Here is an 18518-nt window from a genome sequence, read left to right as displayed (position 1 = left end):
ATTTATTAATTATGATTTTAATTAGAGGCTTTCCATCTAGTTTCCACATCCTTGATTTCGGAATAAGCGCCGTCTCGTACTGCGTTTACATTATATTTTCAAGGGGGTTATACAATGAGTCAACTAGCTGTAAATCTTCATGAAAAGGTAGAAAATTTTCTTCAAGGTACAAAAAAGTTATATGTGAATGGATCTTTCATTGAAAGCGCTTCCGGAAAAACATTTAAAACACCTAACCCAGCAACTGGTGAAACACTTGCCGTCGTTTCTGAAGCTGGTCGTGAAGATATTCATAAAGCTGTAGTCGCAGCTCGTATGGCTTTTGACGAAGGTCCTTGGTCTCGTATGAGCACTGCTGAGCGAAGCCGTCTCATGTACAAGTTAGCTGATTTAATGGAAGAACATAAAGAAGAGCTTGCACAGCTCGAAACATTAGATAACGGAAAGCCAATCCGTGAAACAATGGCAGCAGACATACCACTTGCAATTGAGCATATGCGCTATTACGCTGGCTGGGCTACGAAAATCGTTGGTCAAACAATTCCTGTTTCCGGTGATTACTTTAACTATACACGCCATGAAGCTGTTGGTGTCGTTGGTCAAATTATCCCTTGGAACTTCCCGCTTCTTATGGCAATGTGGAAAATGGGAGCAGCGCTTGCTACAGGATGTACAATCGTTTTAAAACCTGCAGAACAAACTCCACTATCTGCTCTATACTTAGCTGAATTAATTGAAGAAGCTGGATTCCCGAAAGGTGTTATTAATATCGTACCTGGATTCGGTGAATCAGCTGGACAAGCTCTCGTTAATCATCCACTCGTTGATAAAATTGCATTTACCGGTTCTACTCCTGTCGGTAAACAAATTATGCGACAAGCATCCGAATCATTAAAACGCGTTACACTTGAGTTAGGCGGTAAATCACCAAATATCATCTTGCCAGATGCTGATTTATCTCGCGCGATTCCTGGTGCACTTTCTGGTGTTATGTTTAACCAAGGACAAGTATGCTCTGCTGGATCACGCTTATTTGTTCCGAAGAAAATGTATGATAATGTCATGGCTGATCTCGTCCTTTATTCTAAAAAATTAAATCAAGGCGCTGGTCTAAGTCCAGAAACTACAATCGGTCCTCTCGTTTCCGAAGAACAACAAAAACGTGTAATGGGCTTCATTGAAAAAGGGATTGAAGAAGGCGCTGAAGTACTTTGCGGAGGAAATAATCCATTCGATCAAGGCTACTTCGTTTCTCCTACAGTATTCGCTGACGTAAATGACGAAATGACGATCGCAAAAGAAGAAATTTTCGGTCCAGTTATTTCTGCAATACCGTTTAACGATATTGATGAAGTAATTGAACGTGCGAATAAATCTCAATTTGGCTTAGCTGCCGGTGTATGGACAGAAAATGTTAAAACTGCACACTATGTTGCAAGTAAAGTACGTGCAGGTACAGTATGGGTAAACTGTTATAACGTCTTTGATGCAGCATCTCCATTTGGAGGATTTAAACAATCTGGTCTCGGCCGTGAAATGGGATCTTACGCATTAAATAACTATACAGAAGTGAAGAGCGTTTGGCTTAACTTAAATTAATGAGAAAGAACCTGACTTACCTGGTCAGGTTCTTTTCATTATGTATTCCTTTAAACTTGCAGTCCTCCGCTCACATTTAATACTTCACCTGTAATATAAGATGCGTATTCTGATGCTAAAAAGGCTGCTGCGTTCGCAATATCTTCTGGCGTTCCAATTCTACCAACTGGAATAGCGCCCACCATCTTTTCTTTCACTTTATCTGGTATCGTTTTTGTCATATCTGTATCCATAAACCCCGGACAAATCGCATTACAAGTAATACCGAAACTTCCAACTTCTTTCGCTGCTGTTTTTGTTAATCCTACAACTCCTGCCTTTGTAGCCGCATAATTTGCTTGACCTATGTTTCCTTCTCTACTAATTGAAGATATGTTAATAATGCGTCCATACCCTTGTTGTCTCATGTAAAGAAGCGCTGGTTGCATACAATAAAAAACTCCAGTTAAGTTCACTTGTAATACTTGTTCCCAAGCAGACTTCTCCATTTTATGTAACATTGCGTCTCTTGTAATTCCAGCATTATTCACCAAAATATGTAATGTACCAAATTTTTGAACCGCATATTCAATTAACGACTTTGCTTCATTTTGATTACTCACATCACATCGATATGAGCACACTTCATATCCTTCATCTGATAACTCACGTGTCGTCTTTTGTAGATTCTCTTCATTTACATCGCTAATTAATACTTTCGCCCCTAGTTTTGCATAAACCCTTGCAATCTCTTTTCCAATTCCCTGTGCAGCTCCTGTTACAACAGCTGTTTTCCCATTTAAAAACTCCATTCCTATCCCCCATTTCTATTACTTATACTGTATATTTCGGCTTTTTGCTTTCCAATTCCTCTTTGTATAAAAAAGTCTATTTGTGTCAAACTAACTTTGCAACGTCGCATAAACGCAAGGAGATTGTGTCGAATGAACAAAAAGAATTTCAAACAAAGCAAAGCAACTGATGGCATTGATGTTGAGTTCTCTCGCGAACTCGCTGACCACAATGACTTAGAAGCAAACGCACGTGCAAATGCCGCTGATGCACGTCAAAAACGCCAGTCAACCGAAAAATAAGGTACATCACAACCTTATTCTTTTCAAAAGGGACCTACTACCCAACAAAATAAACCGAGAGACATCTCTCGGTTTATTTTCTATATTTTTTTGTATAATGAGCCAAAGTAAGCAACGGATATATATGAGCATAACTATGATAACGAATATAAAACCCACCTGGTAAACCTGTTCCAGTAGGATATTTTTCATTTACATAAGGGTTGGAGAGCAAATATGAAATACCTTTTCGAATGATTGGTGTTTCTTTTTCATAGTAAGAAATGAGAGCATCTAACGCCCATGCCGTTTGTGATGGTGTACTAAACGGCAAAGTAACAAATCTTTTTTCCACACTACTTTGGCAAGATTCTCCCCAGCCACCATCTTCATGCTGTATATGTTCAAGCCATAAAGCTGCTCGTTTTAATGATGGATCGCTAGATGGTATTCCTAGTGACCGTAAACCAGTCAACACTGCCCATGTACCATATATATAACAAATTCCCCATTTCCCATACCATGATCCATTTTCCTCTTGTACATTCATTAACCAATTTATCGCACTTTGTTTTTGTTTCTCGGGCAATTCATTTTGCGCATATGTCCCAAAAAACTCTAGCACTCTTCCTGTAATATCTGGTGTAGAAGGATCTGTAATCATATCACTTGCATTTTCGATTGGTAAATTTGCTAATATACGGCTCGTTACCCCTTTTTCAAAAGCTCCCCAACCACCATCATTATTTTGCAATCCTTTAACCCAATTAACCGCTCTCTTCCAAGCATTATCTACATTTTCGTCCCCTCTACTTCGCGCCAGTGCTCTTAACACAGCAGTTGTATCATCAATATCTGGAATCATCGTATTCACATCCGAAAAGCCCCAACCACCTGGGAATAGATTCGGTGCATGTACACTCCAATCTACTTTCTTCGTTTGCTGTTTTCTTAGTAAATACGCTGATGCATTTTGAATCACTTTACTTGCTTTCGGAACTTGAGCTTCTTGCAAAGCATAACTGAGTAAAGCTGTATCCCATACAGTTGACGGAGAGTTTTGCAAATGGCTCCCTCTCTCCATCTTCCATATATAAGATGCGATTCCCGTTATAGCCTTCTGAATAATTGGCGATTGAATAGAATGCCCTAATGCAAGTAAAGCATAAATCATATAAAACGAGGCAGTTGCGTAACTATATAATGTTCCATTTTCATCAATACGCTCTTTCATAAAACGTTCTACTTCCTCATATCCTTTATGATGCAAAGAAAGTGGATGCGTTATAATTTTCTTCACCTCACTTAATAACGTTTGAAAAACTGGAGACCGATCCTCCCGAAACCATTCTCCGCCCCCGCCTGCAATGTGATTTAAATTTGGCAATAACTTTTTCCCTACTCGAAATCTTTTATTTAAACACAACATCATCGGAATTAAATGGATACGTGCTGAGCTACTCAATTCAAATATACTGAGGGGGGAATCGTTCTGCAGAAACATTATTGGTGTTGGCAAATGAAAGAGAGAAGGATATTCATATTCTCCATGAATCGCTAATAAAAACTTCGTCATAAAATGAGCACGCGCCACCCCCCCGCGCTCATTTATAAACATTTCCGCTCGCTTCATATTCGCATCTTCTTTTGTATATTTTTCCGATGCAAGTAAGGCAGCATAAGATTGAATTGTAGCAGATAAATTACCACCCACTTCATCTTCATACAATTTCCATGTTCCTTCATTTGTTTGGAGTGATGCTAATCTTTTTACAAACGGTTCTATCTCTTTATCTCTACCTAATAATTTTAATAAAAAAATCATATGACAATCTGTTAGTGGCGCTCCTTCAAAACAAAACCGCCACGTACCATCTTGCCGTTGCATCGTTTGAAGTGCAGTTGTTCTTCTCGCTATTTCTTCATGCACTTTTTCATATAATAACAAGTTACTCACCCACCCTTTCGAAATCCGTATAACGATATTCAAAAAGGTAGCTGAATATGTATGAAAACAAAGAAAAGCAGAACATATAAAATGTTCTGCTCATAAACAATATCCTACTCCGACAATAATCCCTAATAAAGCACCGACTACTACTTCATACGGTGTATGCCCAACAAGTTCATTTAACTTCTTATATTCTGTTTCTCTACCGTGAAAAAAGTCATTCAATATTTTTGCTTGTTTACTTACTGCAAGCCTTACTCCTGAAGCATCATACATAACAATAATGGCAAAAATAGCAGCAACCGCAAACATCGAGCTTTCCACACCTTCCACAACTCCAACTCCTGTAGCAAGCGCTGTAACTGTTGAAGCATGAGAACTTGGCATCCCACCTGAAGCAAAAAACTTTGCAAAATCAAATTCACCCGTTTTAACTAATTTAAAGACTACTTTCGTTAATTGTGCTAAAAACCATGAAATTACAGCTGCCATAAGCGGATCATTATGTAAAATTGTTTCCATGTTCTCAGCTCCTTACTGACTATAATGGAAATTCTATATAATATAAGTATAAAGAAAAATGCGTAGAAAATACTACGCATTATGATACTTTTGCTGATTTATTTTTTATAAATTTCGGTTGTTTCTGCACTAAAAACTTTGTTTTCGCTACCGAGAATACAAATAAAGCAACCCATATACAGAAAAATGCAATCATATGTGTAGATGTGAAATGTTCACCAAATACAAATACACCTAAAATTAAGCTAATTGTTGGCGCAATATATTGTAAAAATCCCACCATATAAAGCGGAATAAGTTGTGCTCCTTTTGCAAAATAAAATAGTGGTAATGCTGTTACAATACCTGCTCCTATTAAAAGTAACGTTGATAACATTGAAATAGATCCAAATGAGCCGAAACCATGTGCTCCTGTCATAACAAGATAAATGATCGCAAACGGCGTCACTAACATGGTTTCCATCGTAAGTCCAATTGTAGCATCATAGTTTAATAGTTTTTTCGTTAATCCGTATAATCCAAATGAAAAGGCAAGTGAAAGAGAAACCCACGGAATAGATCCGAAACGTACTGTTAAAATGACAACCCCTACTCCTGCTAAACCAACTGCAACATATTGCCAAAAGTTTAACTTTTCCTTTAAAACGACTGTACCAAGTAAAATACTAATAAGCGGATTAATATAATAGCCAAGACTCGCTTCAATAACATGATTATGATTAACGGCCCATATGTAAACAAACCAGTTTCCGCTAATCAAGACTGAAGCTATTGTTAATGACATTAATAATTTAGGTCGTTTAAAAAGATTCACAAATTCCCCAATAAACTGGCGAAACCTCTTCGTAACACCTAATACAAGTAACATAAAAACAAATGCCCAAACGATGCGGTGCACTAATATTTCATCTGCTGGAACTTCCTCAACCCATTTCCAATAAATCGGTAGAATTCCCCACATCGTGTAAGCACCAGCCGCATATAGTATCCCTTTTTTTTGCTCTGCTGATTGACTCCCCATCTTCCTTTTTCTCCTCTTCTCATTTTTTCTCCATTATACGGTCTCACATGCTCACTTTACCAATAATCAATCTGCATTTCTTTCGACATTTCTCATACAACGAATAATAAACATACCGTTATTACAACAAGTAACGGTATGCCGAAAACAAATTTCTTTTTATGAGTTTTATGATGAAACATATACATGCCGATCCAAGCTCCAACTGCTCCTCCAGCTGCCGCCGATAAAAACAACGTACTTTCTGGCGTTCTCCACTGTTTCTTCTTTGCTTTTCGTTTATCAAGCCCCATAAGGCTAAAAGCTATAACGTTAATAATAAGAAAATAAATCCATTTCATCGCTTTCTCTCCTTATGAAAAATTCGATTAATAGTAACACGAAAAAACGACGGAAACAACTGAAGAACTCTTTTTATCCAACTAGTTTCATTCCTTTTTCTTAATTAATTGCCTTCATATTTATATAACCAACTAAAATCGCAATTAAAGCATTTAAATAGAAAAACGTTATGAGCAGAATCTTATATTTCATTACATTCACCCACTACCATATCATCAAAAAAATTGCTCTCAATCACTTTCTCATCAAAATGAAGAACTACAATTAGCCCTACATATAAAGAAACAAAATTTAGAAACCATTCCCCATTCTCATCTTTCTTAGCTAAGCATTTAAATATCTCTTGAAATTGCATACGCTCGTCTGCAGCAACAACCGGACGCACACCAAAATATTTCAATACGAGATTCAGCTTCAGCTGCACGGATAATGATAAAATATATTTTAATAACTCCGTATACTCTGCACAATCTTTTTGACTATACAACTTCACAAGCTTTTGATGTAAAGTAGAAATCGATAATTCTTCGTCAGTCACTTTAGTTGCTTCTACCATTTCAATCATCTTTTTCATATTCATTACATTCACCCCTTCTGAAAAAATTCTAAAGCCAAAGAGTACTTAATTCAAAATGTACAATAATTGTGCGTTTCTCGTCTCTCGTTCTTCCTCACTGACTAAATCATACTTTTTTAGGAGGTGAAAAACATCATTTAATAATTTCTGTGAATGAATACCTTGCAAAAAACTCTTTAACTCTTTAAAGATCCCTTCAGGTAAAAAACTCTTTTGACTTTCAAGCTTATTCATCACATCTTCAATAGAATGATCAATGTTACATGCCATATTAAACTTCCCCCTCTATCCTCTATAAATAATATCCTCAGCTAACGATGTAAACACTTCTCCTACAAGAGAGTCTTCATCATATACAGATGAACCGTTATTTTCTTCTCGTTTTGCAAAAGGTATTTTCGCGATCACTTCTGTTTGCAATTGTTCTGCAAGCATTTCGCCGCCACCTTTTCCGAAGAGATAGTTTTTCGATCCATCTTGCTCTTCATAATAAGCCATATTTTCTACAATCCCTAAAATCTCGTGTTTCGTATGCTTTGCCATAACTCCTACTCTAGATGCTACGAACGAAGCTACATTGTGTGGTGTTGTAACGATAATTTCTTGTGCCTGCGGGATCATTGCTGCAACATCAATAGCAACATCTCCTGTACCAGGTGGTAAATCAAGAAGTAAATAATCTAATTCTCCCCAGTGCGTATTCGCAAGGAAATTTTGAATCCATTTATTTAACATCGGTCCGCGCCACATAACCGGGTTATTTCCTTCCGTAAAAAATCCCATCGACATAATTTTAACACCGTGACTAACGACCGGAATTGCTGTTTGATCAATCATCGTTGGTTTCTTATTCGTTTCCATCATAGCTGGAATACTAAAACCATATATGTCTGCATCTAATATCCCCACTTTTTTGCCCATACGAGCTAGTGCAGTTGCAAGATTAATTGTCACCGTTGATTTTCCAACTCCACCTTTTCCACTCGTTACAGTAATAAACCGTACTCCTGAATCAAGGCGAAGCATGCTCGGCATACCAGTTTCTGTTCTACTATTTTTCTTTAACTTCTCTGTTAAAGCTGCACGTTCTTCTTGTGTCATAGAACCAAATGTTACATCCACTTTAGAGGCACCAATTGCGTGAAGTGATTCTTCAATATCTTGTTGAATTTTTGCTTTTAACGGACAACCTTGTATTGTTAGTACTACTTCAAGTTTAACCTCTGTTCCGTTCATTTGTATATTTCTAACCATATTTAATTCTACAACACTTTTGTGTAACTCTGGATCCTCTACATGTTTTAATGCATTTATTATTTGTTCTTGAGTAAGCATAGAACTCATCCCTTCTCTTATTCTAATTTATATACAACATCTTCTTGGCGCTTCATCTGTTGAAAAAGCTTATTACCCTCCGCTAACGGGCGGGATTAATGCGACTATATCTCCTACTTTTATCATCTCTTCATTCGTTACAAACTCTTCATTAATTGCAACCATTACTGTATCCAAGGATTGCAAATGATAACTATCTTTCAACCATTCTTTTAATTGCCCAACAGTCATTTCTTGTTTTTCTGAAATTATTAATTGATCCAATCCGACTTCCTCACGCAAATTTGCAAACAATAAAATTGTAATCATTTTCTCATTCTTCCTTCTTTGGTTTTCCTTCTGGATATGGTGTGTTTTCAAGTTGATCTCCAACCCACATCGTTCCATCTTCCCGAAATTCTTTTTTCCAAATTGGAACGATTCGTTTTATACGTTCAATCGCGTACTCATTCGCTTCATAAGCTACTTTACGATGCGGTGATGAAACTGCAATGACTACCGCAATATCCATGATTTCTAGCCGCCCTACACGGTGCGTAATTGCTACTTTTGCATCCGGCCATCTTTCACTAATTTCTTCACCAATTCTCATAAGTTGTTTTACTGCCATCGGTTTATATGCTTCATACTCTAAATGTAGCGTTCGTTTTCCTTTTGTAAGTTCTCTCACGGTACCAATAAATGTTGTAATCGCACCCGCTTCCCTTCTTGCGACTTTATTCGTTACTTCTTCAACTAAAATCGGATTATCTACAATCTCAAATAACACTTGTCCCATTAGAACCACCTCTCACTTTATGAAATGTCCAAGGCCATTCACTACCTTCGTTATCTTCTAATAAAAGAACATCGACAAACATATCTTTTTTATATCCTCTTGTCCCGCCCGGCAATACGATAAACACGTTTGATTCTGCCAATGAGGAAACTGAGCTAGATTTATCAAAACCTGATGGATAAGCTATTAATTTCCCCTCATCATATTGCAATTTCGCTCGTACAAATCTTGTAAATGGATTCGGTTTTAGAAAATCTTCTCCTAATAACGCTTTTTCTCTTTTTAAATGTACTTTTTCACTAAACATATACGCCCGAATACACGGTCTTACGAATAATTCAAACCCTACATAACAAGCTGATGGATTTCCTGATAAACCAAATAATAACTTGCCATTTAATTGTGCTACAGTCGTAACACTCCCTGGCCGCATTGCAACTTTATTGAAAAGAACAGAGGCACCTAACTTTTCGTAAATAGCTGGTAAATAATCGTAATCTCCTACTGATACACCGCCCGTTGTAATTAACATATCCACTTGCCCAAGCGCTTCTTTCACAGCTGTAAAACACGTATTAAAATCATCACTAAACTTCCCAAAATATTTTACTCTTCCGCCCGCTCTTCGAATTTGAGACAATATCATGTACGTATTACTGTTTCGGATTTTCCCTGGCTGTAATGAATCATTGACATCCAGTAATTCACTCCCAGTCGCTAACAGTCCAATTACAGGCTTTCTCGCAACTGGCACTTCACTATAACCGAATGTAGCAAGAAGAGCTGAAATACCTGGATTAATGTACGATCCTTTCTTTGCAAGAACCGTTCCTTTACGAGCATCTTCACCTTGAAAAGAAATATTGTCGCCCTTTTTGAATGATCGCTTCACTTCCATATAATTGTTGCCATTCTTCTCATATTGACGAGTCAGCTCTAACATAACAACCGCATCACACCCATTCGGAATTTGTGCTCCCGTCATAATTCGAACTGCTTGAAACGGACCTACTTTCTCATGGAATAGCGATCCTGCACCAATTTCACCCACTACTTCAAATACAATTGGCGTTTCATAACTTGCTAAATTAGTATCTTCTGCTCGAATAGCAAATCCGTCATACGGCGAACGATTAAATGACGGTACATCATGGTCAGCTATTAAATCCTCTGCTAATATACGTCCATAAGCTAATTCAATTGGTAATAGCTCCTTTAAGCCTTTATCAGCAAATCCCATCACTTTACGAACAGCTTCTTCAACCGTAATTGGCACTCTTCTTTCCATTGTTGACACCCTCTCTATTAACCGAATACGCGATAATATAGTTGTTTCGCTTTCGAAATATCATTTGTACCATGAATAAAAACACGACCATCTCGAAAAACAACCACGCGGTAATCATCGAATTGGCAAGATAGTAAATACGGATTCCGATCTACTTTCCCCAGTTTTTGTAATACTTTTTCTATATCATCAAAATTGTATTTCCTATTGTCTACTGTTCTAATTTGAACTGTATTTCTTCCGCATAAAACAGCTGCTTTCGTTTGATTTTCGTATGATAAATAAGGATAAGTTCGATTCAAACCGCATGAGAGACAAGCGTCTGTTTTTATTTTCCCTAATTTTATAAAATGATTTTGATTACTCCATATATCAAACATGAAAAATGTTTTTCTAATTGCTGAGAAATCTTCCACTAAAATTTTGAGTGCTTCTGCCAATTGATATGCTGCGACGATTTGAACAGTCGGGCTAATAATTCCAGCGGTATCACATGTCACACCTGTAACAGGAATATTTTTCAGCATACAATGTAAACACGGTGTCTCTTGCGGAATAATTGTATAACTCATACCATACGATCCAACGCAAGAACCATATACCCAAGGAATATTATGTTTTTGTGATAAATCATTTATTACAAATCGAATATCAAAATTATCTGTTGCATCAATGATTACATCTACATTTTTTAATAGACCTTCCATATTTTCTGAAGTTGCATCCATTACGAAAGCATGTATTTGTACTTCCGAATTAATTTGTTCTAACCGATTTTTTGCAGCAATTGCTTTCGGCATTTTCTCTCTCGCATCTTGTTCAGAGTACAATTGTTGCCTTTGTAAATTACTCCATTCAACGTAGTCACGATCAATAATCGTCAACTTGCCAACACCTGCACGTACGAAACTTTCGGCACTTGCACTTCCTAATGCGCCTGCCCCTACAATTAACACATGTTTATTTCGAATTTTTTCTTGTCCTTTACTCCCAATTGGTTTGAACAACTGTTGTCGTGAATACCGATCAGCCATTACATACCCTTCCTCTCAAGAACTCTATTTCATATTAGAATGTTGTTTCTGATAACAAGCAAAGTAAGCAAAACCAACAAACCCAGCTCCTCCAATTACATTTCCGATAAAAACAGGAACAAAATTTTTAGCCAAATCCATCCACGTTAGATGACCAGCAAAAATAACAGCGGAAATGACAAACATATTTGCTACTACTTGCTGAAATCCAATCACTACAAATGCCATAATTGGAATCCAAATTCCGATGATTTTTCCGACAAAATCACTCGTCCCGTAAGCGAGCCAAAGAGCAAGACAAACGAGCCAATTACAACCAATTGCTAAAATTAAAGTTCTTCCAAATGATTCATGTAACTTCCCTTCCGCTATCGCTACTGTTTTATTTAAATACTCTCCCTCTGTTAATCCGCCAAGATGTCCAAAGCAATACGCAACGAAAATTGCCCCAATAAAATTCATGAGAGTAATCCAAACCCAGTTATTCAGTACACTTATCAATGTAATTTTCTTTGCATAAAGCGCCATAGACAGTGACATCATATTTCCCGTAATTAATTCTCCTCCTGCTAATACTACGAGCATAAGTCCAACAGGAAATACCGCTCCTCCTAAAACATTCACTAGACTCCCCCAGCGCTCAGGTAAATTCCCTAAAACTCGAATGTTAAGTAAAAAACCTATCGCAATAAACGCTCCTCCTAAAAAACCGAGAATAAGCATCGCTGGCAATGTCTGTCTTACTTTTTGAACACCGGCCTCAATGACAAGCTCAGCAATTTGTTCCGGCTTATGAAATGCCATTACCCATTCCTCCATTTTCTCCAAATAAAAAAGCAGCTTCAAAAAACCTCCTCAAAATAAAGGTTTTTGAATGCTGCTTAATTTCTCTGCACATCTTTTACAGAGATATCAATCATCACTTTTACTATAAAATAGAAAATCCACAACTCTTGTAAATTCCCCATTTTTCACTATGACGCTAGCTTTATATATTAACCACCGATATGTGACATTTCAATTTTAGGTATTGTATTCTTATTTTTATGATTTAAGCGTTCATCTGAATAACGATCTTCCCTATTATTCCATATATCGCGTACTACATCTGTAATGTCCTCATCTGTATGTTCAGAACGAAGCAATTCTCTTAAATCATTTCCTTTAGAAGCAAATAAGCAAGTATATAATTTTCCTTCTGCAGAAATACGAGCTCTCGTACATGATGAGCAAAAAGAATCTGTTACCGATGAAATAATACCTATTTCCTCGTCGCTTCCTATATAACGATACCTAGTAGCCACTTCACCAGAATAATTTGCTTCTATCCGTTCTAACGGCATAACTTGATGAATCGTATCTACTATTTCTTGTTTAGAGACGACCTCTTTTAAATCCCAACCATTATAATTTCCAACGTCCATATACTCAATAAAACGAAGAATATGCTTGTTTTCCTTAAAGTATTGCGCCATCTGCAAAATGTCCTGTTCGTTTTTTCCCTTTTGAACGACCATGTTTATTTTAATTTTCATTCCAACTTCAGCTGCAGCCTGTATTCCTTCCAGAACCCTTTGCACTTTGCTCCTATTACCATTTAAATAGAAAAACCGCTCTTCTTCTAAGGAATCTAAGCTAACTGTTACACGTGATAGTCCCGCCTTATATAAATCAGGAGCAAATTTTTTAAGTAACGATCCATTGGTTGTTAAACCGATATCTTCTACACCATCTATTTTATGAAGCCGCTCAATAAGCTTTGGAAGCCCTCTTCTAAGTAACGGTTCTCCGCCTGTAATCCGTAATTTTCTCACACCTAAAGAAACGAAAATACGTGTTATCCTTTCAATTTCATCAAAAGATAAAATTTTGTCATTAGACAAAAACGAGTAATCAGGACCAAATATTTCTTCTGGCATACAATATCGACAGCGAAAATTACAGCGATCAGTAACTGAAATACGTAAATCCTTTAACGGACGTTGCAACTTGTCTAATGTAACTGATTTCATCTTCATTGCCTCACTTTTATTTTATATTTAAAACACGCTCTGGATGGGTATACACATTTAAGGATTGATTACGAATAAATCCTATTGTCGTAATACCTAAATCTTCCGCTAGTTGCAAAGCTAACTCAGTTGGAGCTGATTTTGATAGTATAATTTCACAACCGATTTTTGCAACTTTCAATAATATTTCCGAAGAAATACGACCACTAAAAACAATGATTTTATCTTTTATAGAAATATCGTTTTTTAAACAATAACCGTAAATTTTGTCTAGTGCATTATGCCTACCAATATCCATTCGGCTTAAAATAATACCATTCACATCACATAAAGCTGCATTATGAACCCCGCCAGTATGATGAAACGTATCCGCAGATTGCTGCATTTCTTTCATTAACCGAAAACAATCATCGGCAGCAACCTGTACATGGACACCCTTCATCTTTTTTGCACTTAGTGCATCATTTGCAAAAACAAATCCTTGCCTACTCATACCACAACAAGACGTAATATATCGTTTATTTTGCATTTGTTCATAATACGGATTTACTTTTGTCGTTGTTACATGTACAAATCCTTCTTTCTCCTGCACCCATACACTATCAATATCTTCATACTTTCGAATGATTCCTTCAGATGCTAAGAAGCCTATTACCATATCTTCTATATATTCTGGAGTACTAACCATTGTAACAAACTCCTGTCCGTTCATTTTAATGGTGACAGGAAACTCTGTTACAATGCTGTCCTCTATATGCTTAAATACCTCTTGTTCATAACGAAAGATTTCTCTTTCTACCTGTATCGGTTTCACGATCAGTATCCTTCTCTCACGTTATATTTTTATCAAAAACAAATACCGAAACTGCAATATCTTCTTCTACTTTCATATCTGAAAACAAATTCACTAATTTCGCGCCAACAAGTTCCTCCAAATGTTCACGGGAATTCGCAGCATACACTTCTTGAATCATTTTTGTTCTAGCCATATGAACCATTTCCGCACCGTCCATCGTACTTGAAATAAATTTTTCAGTAGGTGTTAAGTTTCCATAAAGAGTCGCTATAGCCATATTTTCTGCAAAAACAGTATGAATTCGTTCCGGTCCTTTTCCGAAAAGTTCCTTTCGAAGTTTTCGGATCATATCATTAAATTCATGTACTTTTTTTGACATACAATTATACCTCCCAAAAGCCTCATTTTACTTTATTATATATTTTACCAAAATGAGCCTTCCGCCCAAACTATTTCGTACAAATATTTGGGCGAAAAGGTTCACTTCATGAAGTTTATTCGTCTTTTAACCCTTTCCCCATACCTTTTAAGAAATGAAGCCCAAACCCGATCGCACGGTTAATATCTGGGTCTTTCAATACTTTCATAAGATCGAATACCCCTACTTTTTTATTACTTTCTAGATGTTCATTACCTTCTTCTAGCCCGACTAATAAACTACCTATAAGCTTTTTCGTAAGTTCTGGGTCAAGTTCAGTTAACGCACCTGCAGCGCCCATCATATTATTAATTAAATTTGTAACAGGCTCACGAGTTACTTGACCTAGAACAATCTTCGCAATTGGTTCTTTCGCTTTTAGCATAGAATTTGCAGCTTCTAGCATTCCAATGTCATTTAATTCCCCTACTATATTAAACATCTGATTTAGAGCTTCTTCATTATTAGTTAGAAGCTCTTTTAAATCATCTAACTTTTGCTGTTTTATTTCTTCCTCAGTTAATTCTTGTTTTTGAATCATTTTTATAGGTGCAGCCATAGTTTTCTCCTCCTACTTATCCGTTAAATGCACATACCCTGTACGTGCCCACTTACGATGTACCTCAATTCCAGCTTGAGGGTGACGTTTTTTATTGCGTGGGTTCGCTTTTGGCATCGGATTTTCGCCATCAACTTCTAACACTTCCATACGTACTTTCGTTTGTTTATACGCAGGTGTATTCGTACGTACATCCACAGCAGGACCTGTTAAGAAATTAATTGCCGTTTCGTTATCTGTAGAGTTCATCGGTAAATATAACTCATTCGCTTTTACACGATCTGTAACGAGTGCACGTAATTTTAATGCTCCAAAAGGAGAGACAAGACGAACTAACGAACCTGTTTTTACGCCACGTTCTTTTGCAAGGTCTGGAGAGATTTCAACGAAAACACCAGGTACTTTCGTTTGAATACCTGTTGATTTATTTGTCATATTCCCTTCATGGAAATGCTCAAGCATACGACCGTTGTTAATGTGAAGGTCAAACTCGGCTGGAAATTCAGCTGGACGTACCCAGTCAGCAATCGCAAAACGAGCTTTTTTATCTGGGAAGTTAAATCCATCTTGGAACAGAAGTGGTGTATTCGTTCCATCAAAACTTCCCCAATGGAAACTGTTCCATCCTTCAAGTACTTCATAGTTCGCTTGCGAGAACAATGGTGATAAACTTGCCATTTCAGCAAAGATTTCACTTGGGTGGCTATAATTCCAGTTTGCACCTAGTTTATTCGCAACTTCCTGGACGATCCACCAGTCTGGTTTCGCATCTCCTAGCGTAGGAAGAACTTGATATAATCTTTGGACACGGCGCTCTGTATTTGTGAAAGTACCTTCTTTCTCAAGAGATGGCGCTGCTGGTAATACAACATCTGCATATTGAGCAGTTTTAGAAAGGAAAACATCTTGCACAACGAAGAAATCAAGGCTCGTTAACACTTCATGTACATGATTTGCATTAGAATCTACAAGAGCCATATCTTCTCCGACAAGATACATTGCTTTCATTTTTCCTTCGTCAATTGCGTGAAGCATTTCAATATTATTAAGACCTGGTTCACTATCAATTTTCACTCCGTAAGCAGTTTCAAATTTCGCACGCTCCATTTCGTTAGTAACGTGCTGATATCCTGGAAGCCATCCTGGTAAAGTACCCATATCACAAGCACCTTGTACGTTATTGTGACCTCGAAGTGGGTATGCACCTGCTCCTGGACGACGATAGTTCCCTGTTGCAAGAAGTAAGTTTGAAATCGCAGCGGAAGTATCAGAGCCACCTGTATTTTGCGTTACTCCCATCCCCCAAAGGATACATGTACCATCTGCATCACGAATCATTTCAGCCATTTGAATAAGTGTTTCTTTTGAAATACCAGTCATTTCTTCTCCATATTCAAGTGTATATTCTTTCAGGCTCTCTTTGAAATCTTCAAAGAAGTTTACATTCTCATTAATAAATTCTTGATCATGCCAACCTTGATCAATCATATATTTCGTAACAGCCATTAACCATACTTGATCTGTTCCTTGTTTTGGACTAATAAAGACATCTGATCGCTCTGCCATTTCTGTTTTACGAAGATCAGCTACAATTAACTTTTGTCCGTGTAATTTATGTGCACGTTTAATACGTGTAGCTAAAACAGGATGACCTTCTGTCGGATTACATCCTACAATAATAACAAGACCAGATTGCGCAATATCTTTAATCGTTCCTGCATCACCGCCCATACCAATTGTACGGAACAAACCATCCGTTGCTGGTGATTGGCAATAACGTGAGCAGTTATCAATATTATTCGTTTCAAATACTTGTCGGGCTAGTTTTTGAATAACGTAATTGTCTTCATTCGTAATTTTAGATGAAGAAATAAAACCGATAGCATCTTTACCGTACTCTTCTTTAATCGATCCTAATTTACTTGCAACTACATTCAATGCTTCTTCCCATGTAGATTCAACAAACGTTCCATTTTTACGAATTAAAGGTTTTGTAATTCGTTCTTTAGAATTTACGAAATCCCAACCAAATTTCCCTTTTACACAAGTGGAAATTGCGTTAACTGGTGCATCTGAAGATGGCTGTACTTTAAGGATTTTACGCCCCTTCGTCCACACTTCAAACGAACAACCTACACCACAAAATGTACATACTGTTTTCGTTTTCTTCGTACGAGTATCACGCATGGCCGCTTCCGCTTCTGATACCGCAAAAATACCGCTATATCCAGGCTCAACTTCTTTAATTAAATCTACCATCGGTTCAAGAATATCTGGTTTTAATCCAGTCATAAATCCAGCTTCACCGAGCATCGTTTTCTCCATTAAAGCGTTACAAGGGCAAATCGTTACACATTGACCACAGCTAACGCATGAAGAATCATTAATATTTACTCCTTCATCCCAAATAACTCGTGGGCGTTCCGCTTCCCAGTCTATCGATAACGTTTCATTTACTTGTAAGTTTTGACACACCTCAACGCATTGACCGCATGCAATACATTGATTAGGGTCATAGCGATAAAACGGATGCGTCATATCAACTTCACTTACATCTACTTTCGGTTCATAAGGATATTTTTGATGTTCGATTTCCATTAATTCTGCTGTATTATGCAGTTTACAGTTCCCATTGTTATTGTCACATACTGTACAGTATAATAAATGATTTTCTAGTAACCGATCCATCGCCTCTGTTTGTGCTTCTTTTGCGCGAACAGAAGCACGTTCAATGTCCATACCTTCCGTTGCTATCGTCGAACAAGAACGCATTAACTTTCCGTCAACTTCTACAATACAAGTGTCACATGTTTGAATAGGATCTACTTCTGGCACGTAACAAATTTGCGGATGTTCAATCCCGTTCTCATTAATCACACCCAATATCGTTGAACCAGGCTCCGCTGCATACTTTTTTCCGTCAATTGTAATATGAACCATGTTGTCATTCATGGTCTTTCCCCCTTTTTGAGAATAAAAAAACTCCACCACGAAAATATACGCACCACATTTTTGGCACGCTATTATCATGGTGGAGTAGTTTATTAGCACATCTTGCTAAAATACCAATCCATTTATTCATAAATAAAACGATAGATTCATAACAGGTCATATCACGATTCCATCTTTAACACTATAATTATAGCGTTAAATGTACAAATATACAATATAAATTTTAAACTGCGCATATGTCTGTATGTAACTATCCATAATAACCCATATAAAGTTCAACGA

20 protein-coding genes are annotated in these 18518 nt (G+C 37.1%); 2 read left to right on the top strand and 18 right to left on the bottom strand.

The window, feature by feature from the left end:
• Nucleotides 1-114 precede the first annotated feature (114 nt).
• Complete coding sequence (gene dhaS / locus DN403_RS09055) at nucleotides 115-1599, top strand: aldehyde dehydrogenase DhaS (protein WP_000080306.1); 1485 nt, start codon at nucleotides 115-117, stop codon at nucleotides 1597-1599.
• 50 nt (nucleotides 1600-1649) lie between these two features.
• Here dhaS and fabG read toward each other — a convergent pair whose 3' ends face one another.
• A complete protein-coding gene (gene fabG, locus DN403_RS09050; protein ID WP_000395038.1) occupies nucleotides 1650-2390 on the bottom strand; it encodes a 3-oxoacyl-ACP reductase FabG in 741 nt (246 codons plus the stop codon).
• 132 nt (nucleotides 2391-2522) lie between these two features.
• On the opposite strand from fabG, the gene DN403_RS09045 reads away from it, so the two are divergent.
• Nucleotides 2523-2672, top strand: a complete 150-nt coding sequence (locus tag DN403_RS09045; protein ID WP_001035815.1) for a YfhD family protein — start codon at nucleotides 2523-2525, stop codon at nucleotides 2670-2672.
• A 73-nt stretch (nucleotides 2673-2745) separates the two neighbouring features.
• On the opposite strand, the gene DN403_RS09040 is transcribed toward DN403_RS09045, so the two are convergent.
• From DN403_RS09040 to fdhF, 17 genes are all read right to left on the bottom strand, one after another.
• A complete protein-coding gene (locus DN403_RS09040) occupies nucleotides 2746-4599 on the bottom strand; it encodes a terpene cyclase/mutase family protein (protein WP_149185398.1) in 1854 nt (617 codons plus the stop codon).
• A 99-nt stretch (nucleotides 4600-4698) separates the two neighbouring features.
• Nucleotides 4699-5124 (bottom strand): divergent PAP2 family protein, encoded by a 426-nt coding sequence (locus DN403_RS09035; RefSeq protein WP_000447819.1) that lies wholly within the window; start codon nucleotides 5122-5124, stop codon nucleotides 4699-4701.
• 79 nt (nucleotides 5125-5203) lie between these two features.
• Nucleotides 5204-6145 (bottom strand): EamA family transporter RarD, encoded by a 942-nt coding sequence (gene rarD, locus DN403_RS09030; RefSeq protein WP_000535543.1) that lies wholly within the window; start codon nucleotides 6143-6145, stop codon nucleotides 5204-5206.
• Between the two features lie 92 nt (nucleotides 6146-6237).
• A complete protein-coding gene (locus DN403_RS09025) occupies nucleotides 6238-6486 on the bottom strand; it encodes a DUF1294 domain-containing protein (RefSeq protein WP_000871349.1) in 249 nt (82 codons plus the stop codon).
• A gap of 182 nt (nucleotides 6487-6668) precedes the next feature.
• Nucleotides 6669-7067, bottom strand: a complete 399-nt coding sequence (locus DN403_RS09020) for a hypothetical protein (RefSeq protein ID WP_001056281.1) — start codon at nucleotides 7065-7067, stop codon at nucleotides 6669-6671.
• 42 nt (nucleotides 7068-7109) lie between these two features.
• Nucleotides 7110-7334 (bottom strand): hypothetical protein, encoded by a 225-nt coding sequence (locus DN403_RS09015; RefSeq protein WP_000752380.1) that lies wholly within the window; start codon nucleotides 7332-7334, stop codon nucleotides 7110-7112.
• 15 nt (nucleotides 7335-7349) lie between these two features.
• Complete coding sequence (locus DN403_RS09010; protein WP_000957495.1) at nucleotides 7350-8399, bottom strand: P-loop NTPase; 1050 nt, start codon at nucleotides 8397-8399, stop codon at nucleotides 7350-7352.
• 72 nt (nucleotides 8400-8471) lie between these two features.
• On the bottom strand, nucleotides 8472-8708 hold the full coding sequence (gene moaD, locus DN403_RS09005) for a molybdopterin converting factor subunit 1 (RefSeq protein ID WP_000628473.1): 237 nt from the start codon (nucleotides 8706-8708) through the stop codon (nucleotides 8472-8474).
• A gap of 4 nt (nucleotides 8709-8712) precedes the next feature.
• Complete coding sequence (moaE, locus tag DN403_RS09000) at nucleotides 8713-9177, bottom strand: molybdopterin synthase catalytic subunit MoaE (RefSeq protein ID WP_000531883.1); 465 nt, start codon at nucleotides 9175-9177, stop codon at nucleotides 8713-8715.
• A complete protein-coding gene (locus DN403_RS08995; protein ID WP_149185397.1) occupies nucleotides 9158-10465 on the bottom strand; it encodes a molybdopterin molybdotransferase MoeA in 1308 nt (435 codons plus the stop codon). The genes moaE and DN403_RS08995 overlap by 20 nt, the downstream gene beginning before the upstream one ends.
• Nucleotides 10466-10482: 17 nt before the next feature.
• Nucleotides 10483-11499, bottom strand: coding sequence for a molybdopterin-synthase adenylyltransferase MoeB (locus tag DN403_RS08990; RefSeq protein WP_000785263.1), 1017 nt, complete (start codon nucleotides 11497-11499; stop codon nucleotides 10483-10485).
• Nucleotides 11500-11523: 24 nt separating this feature from the next.
• On the bottom strand, nucleotides 11524-12303 hold the full coding sequence (locus DN403_RS08985) for a formate channel (RefSeq protein WP_000863998.1): 780 nt from the start codon (nucleotides 12301-12303) through the stop codon (nucleotides 11524-11526).
• Nucleotides 12304-12494: 191 nt separating this feature from the next.
• Nucleotides 12495-13511: a GTP 3',8-cyclase MoaA gene (gene moaA / locus DN403_RS08980; protein WP_000844115.1), complete on the bottom strand. Its 1017-nt coding sequence runs from the start codon at nucleotides 13509-13511 to the stop codon at nucleotides 12495-12497.
• 16 nt (nucleotides 13512-13527) lie between these two features.
• Nucleotides 13528-14325, bottom strand: a complete 798-nt coding sequence (gene fdhD / locus DN403_RS08975) for a formate dehydrogenase accessory sulfurtransferase FdhD (protein WP_086397752.1) — start codon at nucleotides 14323-14325, stop codon at nucleotides 13528-13530.
• Between the two features lie 16 nt (nucleotides 14326-14341).
• Entirely contained in the window at nucleotides 14342-14686 is a 345-nt protein-coding gene (locus DN403_RS08970; RefSeq protein WP_000039582.1) for a Na-translocating system protein MpsC family protein, read from the bottom strand.
• A 115-nt stretch (nucleotides 14687-14801) separates the two neighbouring features.
• Nucleotides 14802-15284 (bottom strand): helical membrane plugin domain-containing protein, encoded by a 483-nt coding sequence (locus DN403_RS08965; RefSeq protein WP_000729897.1) that lies wholly within the window; start codon nucleotides 15282-15284, stop codon nucleotides 14802-14804.
• Between the two features lie 12 nt (nucleotides 15285-15296).
• Nucleotides 15297-18236, bottom strand: coding sequence for a formate dehydrogenase subunit alpha (gene fdhF / locus DN403_RS08960; protein WP_098437522.1), 2940 nt, complete (start codon nucleotides 18234-18236; stop codon nucleotides 15297-15299).
• Nucleotides 18237-18518 lie beyond the last annotated feature (282 nt).

It is taken from the genome of Bacillus sp. AY2-1 (assembly GCF_008368965.1).
GTDB classification, from domain to species: Bacteria; Bacillota; Bacilli; order Bacillales; family Bacillaceae_G; genus Bacillus_A; species Bacillus_A thuringiensis_S.
Note: the sequence above shows the minus strand (reverse complement) of the source record. Positions and strands in the feature narration are given on the sequence as shown.

Excerpts from the sequence above, each read along its gene's own strand:
- moaE (WP_000531883.1), bottom strand. The coding sequence starts at position 9,177 with ATGGGACAAGTGTTATTTGAGATTGTAGATAATCCGATTTTAGTTGAA.
- fabG (WP_000395038.1), bottom strand. The coding sequence starts at position 2,390 with ATGGAGTTTTTAAATGGGAAAACAGCTGTTGTAACAGGAGCTGCACAG.
- DN403_RS09015 (WP_000752380.1), bottom strand. The coding sequence starts at position 7,334 with ATGGCATGTAACATTGATCATTCTATTGAAGATGTGATGAATAAGCTT.
- DN403_RS08965 (WP_000729897.1), bottom strand. The coding sequence starts at position 15,284 with ATGGCTGCACCTATAAAAATGATTCAAAAACAAGAATTAACTGAGGAA.
- moaD (WP_000628473.1), bottom strand. The coding sequence starts at position 8,708 with ATGATTACAATTTTATTGTTTGCAAATTTGCGTGAGGAAGTCGGATTG.
- DN403_RS08995 (WP_149185397.1), bottom strand. The coding sequence starts at position 10,465 with ATGGAAAGAAGAGTGCCAATTACGGTTGAAGAAGCTGTTCGTAAAGTG.
- DN403_RS09045 (WP_001035815.1), top strand. The coding sequence starts at position 2,523 with ATGAACAAAAAGAATTTCAAACAAAGCAAAGCAACTGATGGCATTGAT.
- DN403_RS08970 (WP_000039582.1), bottom strand. The coding sequence starts at position 14,686 with ATGTCAAAAAAAGTACATGAATTTAATGATATGATCCGAAAACTTCGA.
- DN403_RS08990 (WP_000785263.1), bottom strand. The coding sequence starts at position 11,499 with ATGGCTGATCGGTATTCACGACAACAGTTGTTCAAACCAATTGGGAGT.
- DN403_RS09025 (WP_000871349.1), bottom strand. The coding sequence starts at position 6,486 with ATGAAATGGATTTATTTTCTTATTATTAACGTTATAGCTTTTAGCCTT.
- dhaS (WP_000080306.1), top strand. The coding sequence starts at position 115 with ATGAGTCAACTAGCTGTAAATCTTCATGAAAAGGTAGAAAATTTTCTT.
- DN403_RS09020 (WP_001056281.1), bottom strand. The coding sequence starts at position 7,067 with ATGAATATGAAAAAGATGATTGAAATGGTAGAAGCAACTAAAGTGACT.
- rarD (WP_000535543.1), bottom strand. The coding sequence starts at position 6,145 with ATGGGGAGTCAATCAGCAGAGCAAAAAAAAGGGATACTATATGCGGCT.
- DN403_RS08985 (WP_000863998.1), bottom strand. The coding sequence starts at position 12,303 with ATGGCATTTCATAAGCCGGAACAAATTGCTGAGCTTGTCATTGAGGCC.
- DN403_RS09010 (WP_000957495.1), bottom strand. The coding sequence starts at position 8,399 with ATGCTTACTCAAGAACAAATAATAAATGCATTAAAACATGTAGAGGAT.
- DN403_RS09035 (WP_000447819.1), bottom strand. The coding sequence starts at position 5,124 with ATGGAAACAATTTTACATAATGATCCGCTTATGGCAGCTGTAATTTCA.
- fdhF (WP_098437522.1), bottom strand. The coding sequence starts at position 18,236 with ATGAATGACAACATGGTTCATATTACAATTGACGGAAAAAAGTATGCA.
- moaA (WP_000844115.1), bottom strand. The coding sequence starts at position 13,511 with ATGAAATCAGTTACATTAGACAAGTTGCAACGTCCGTTAAAGGATTTA.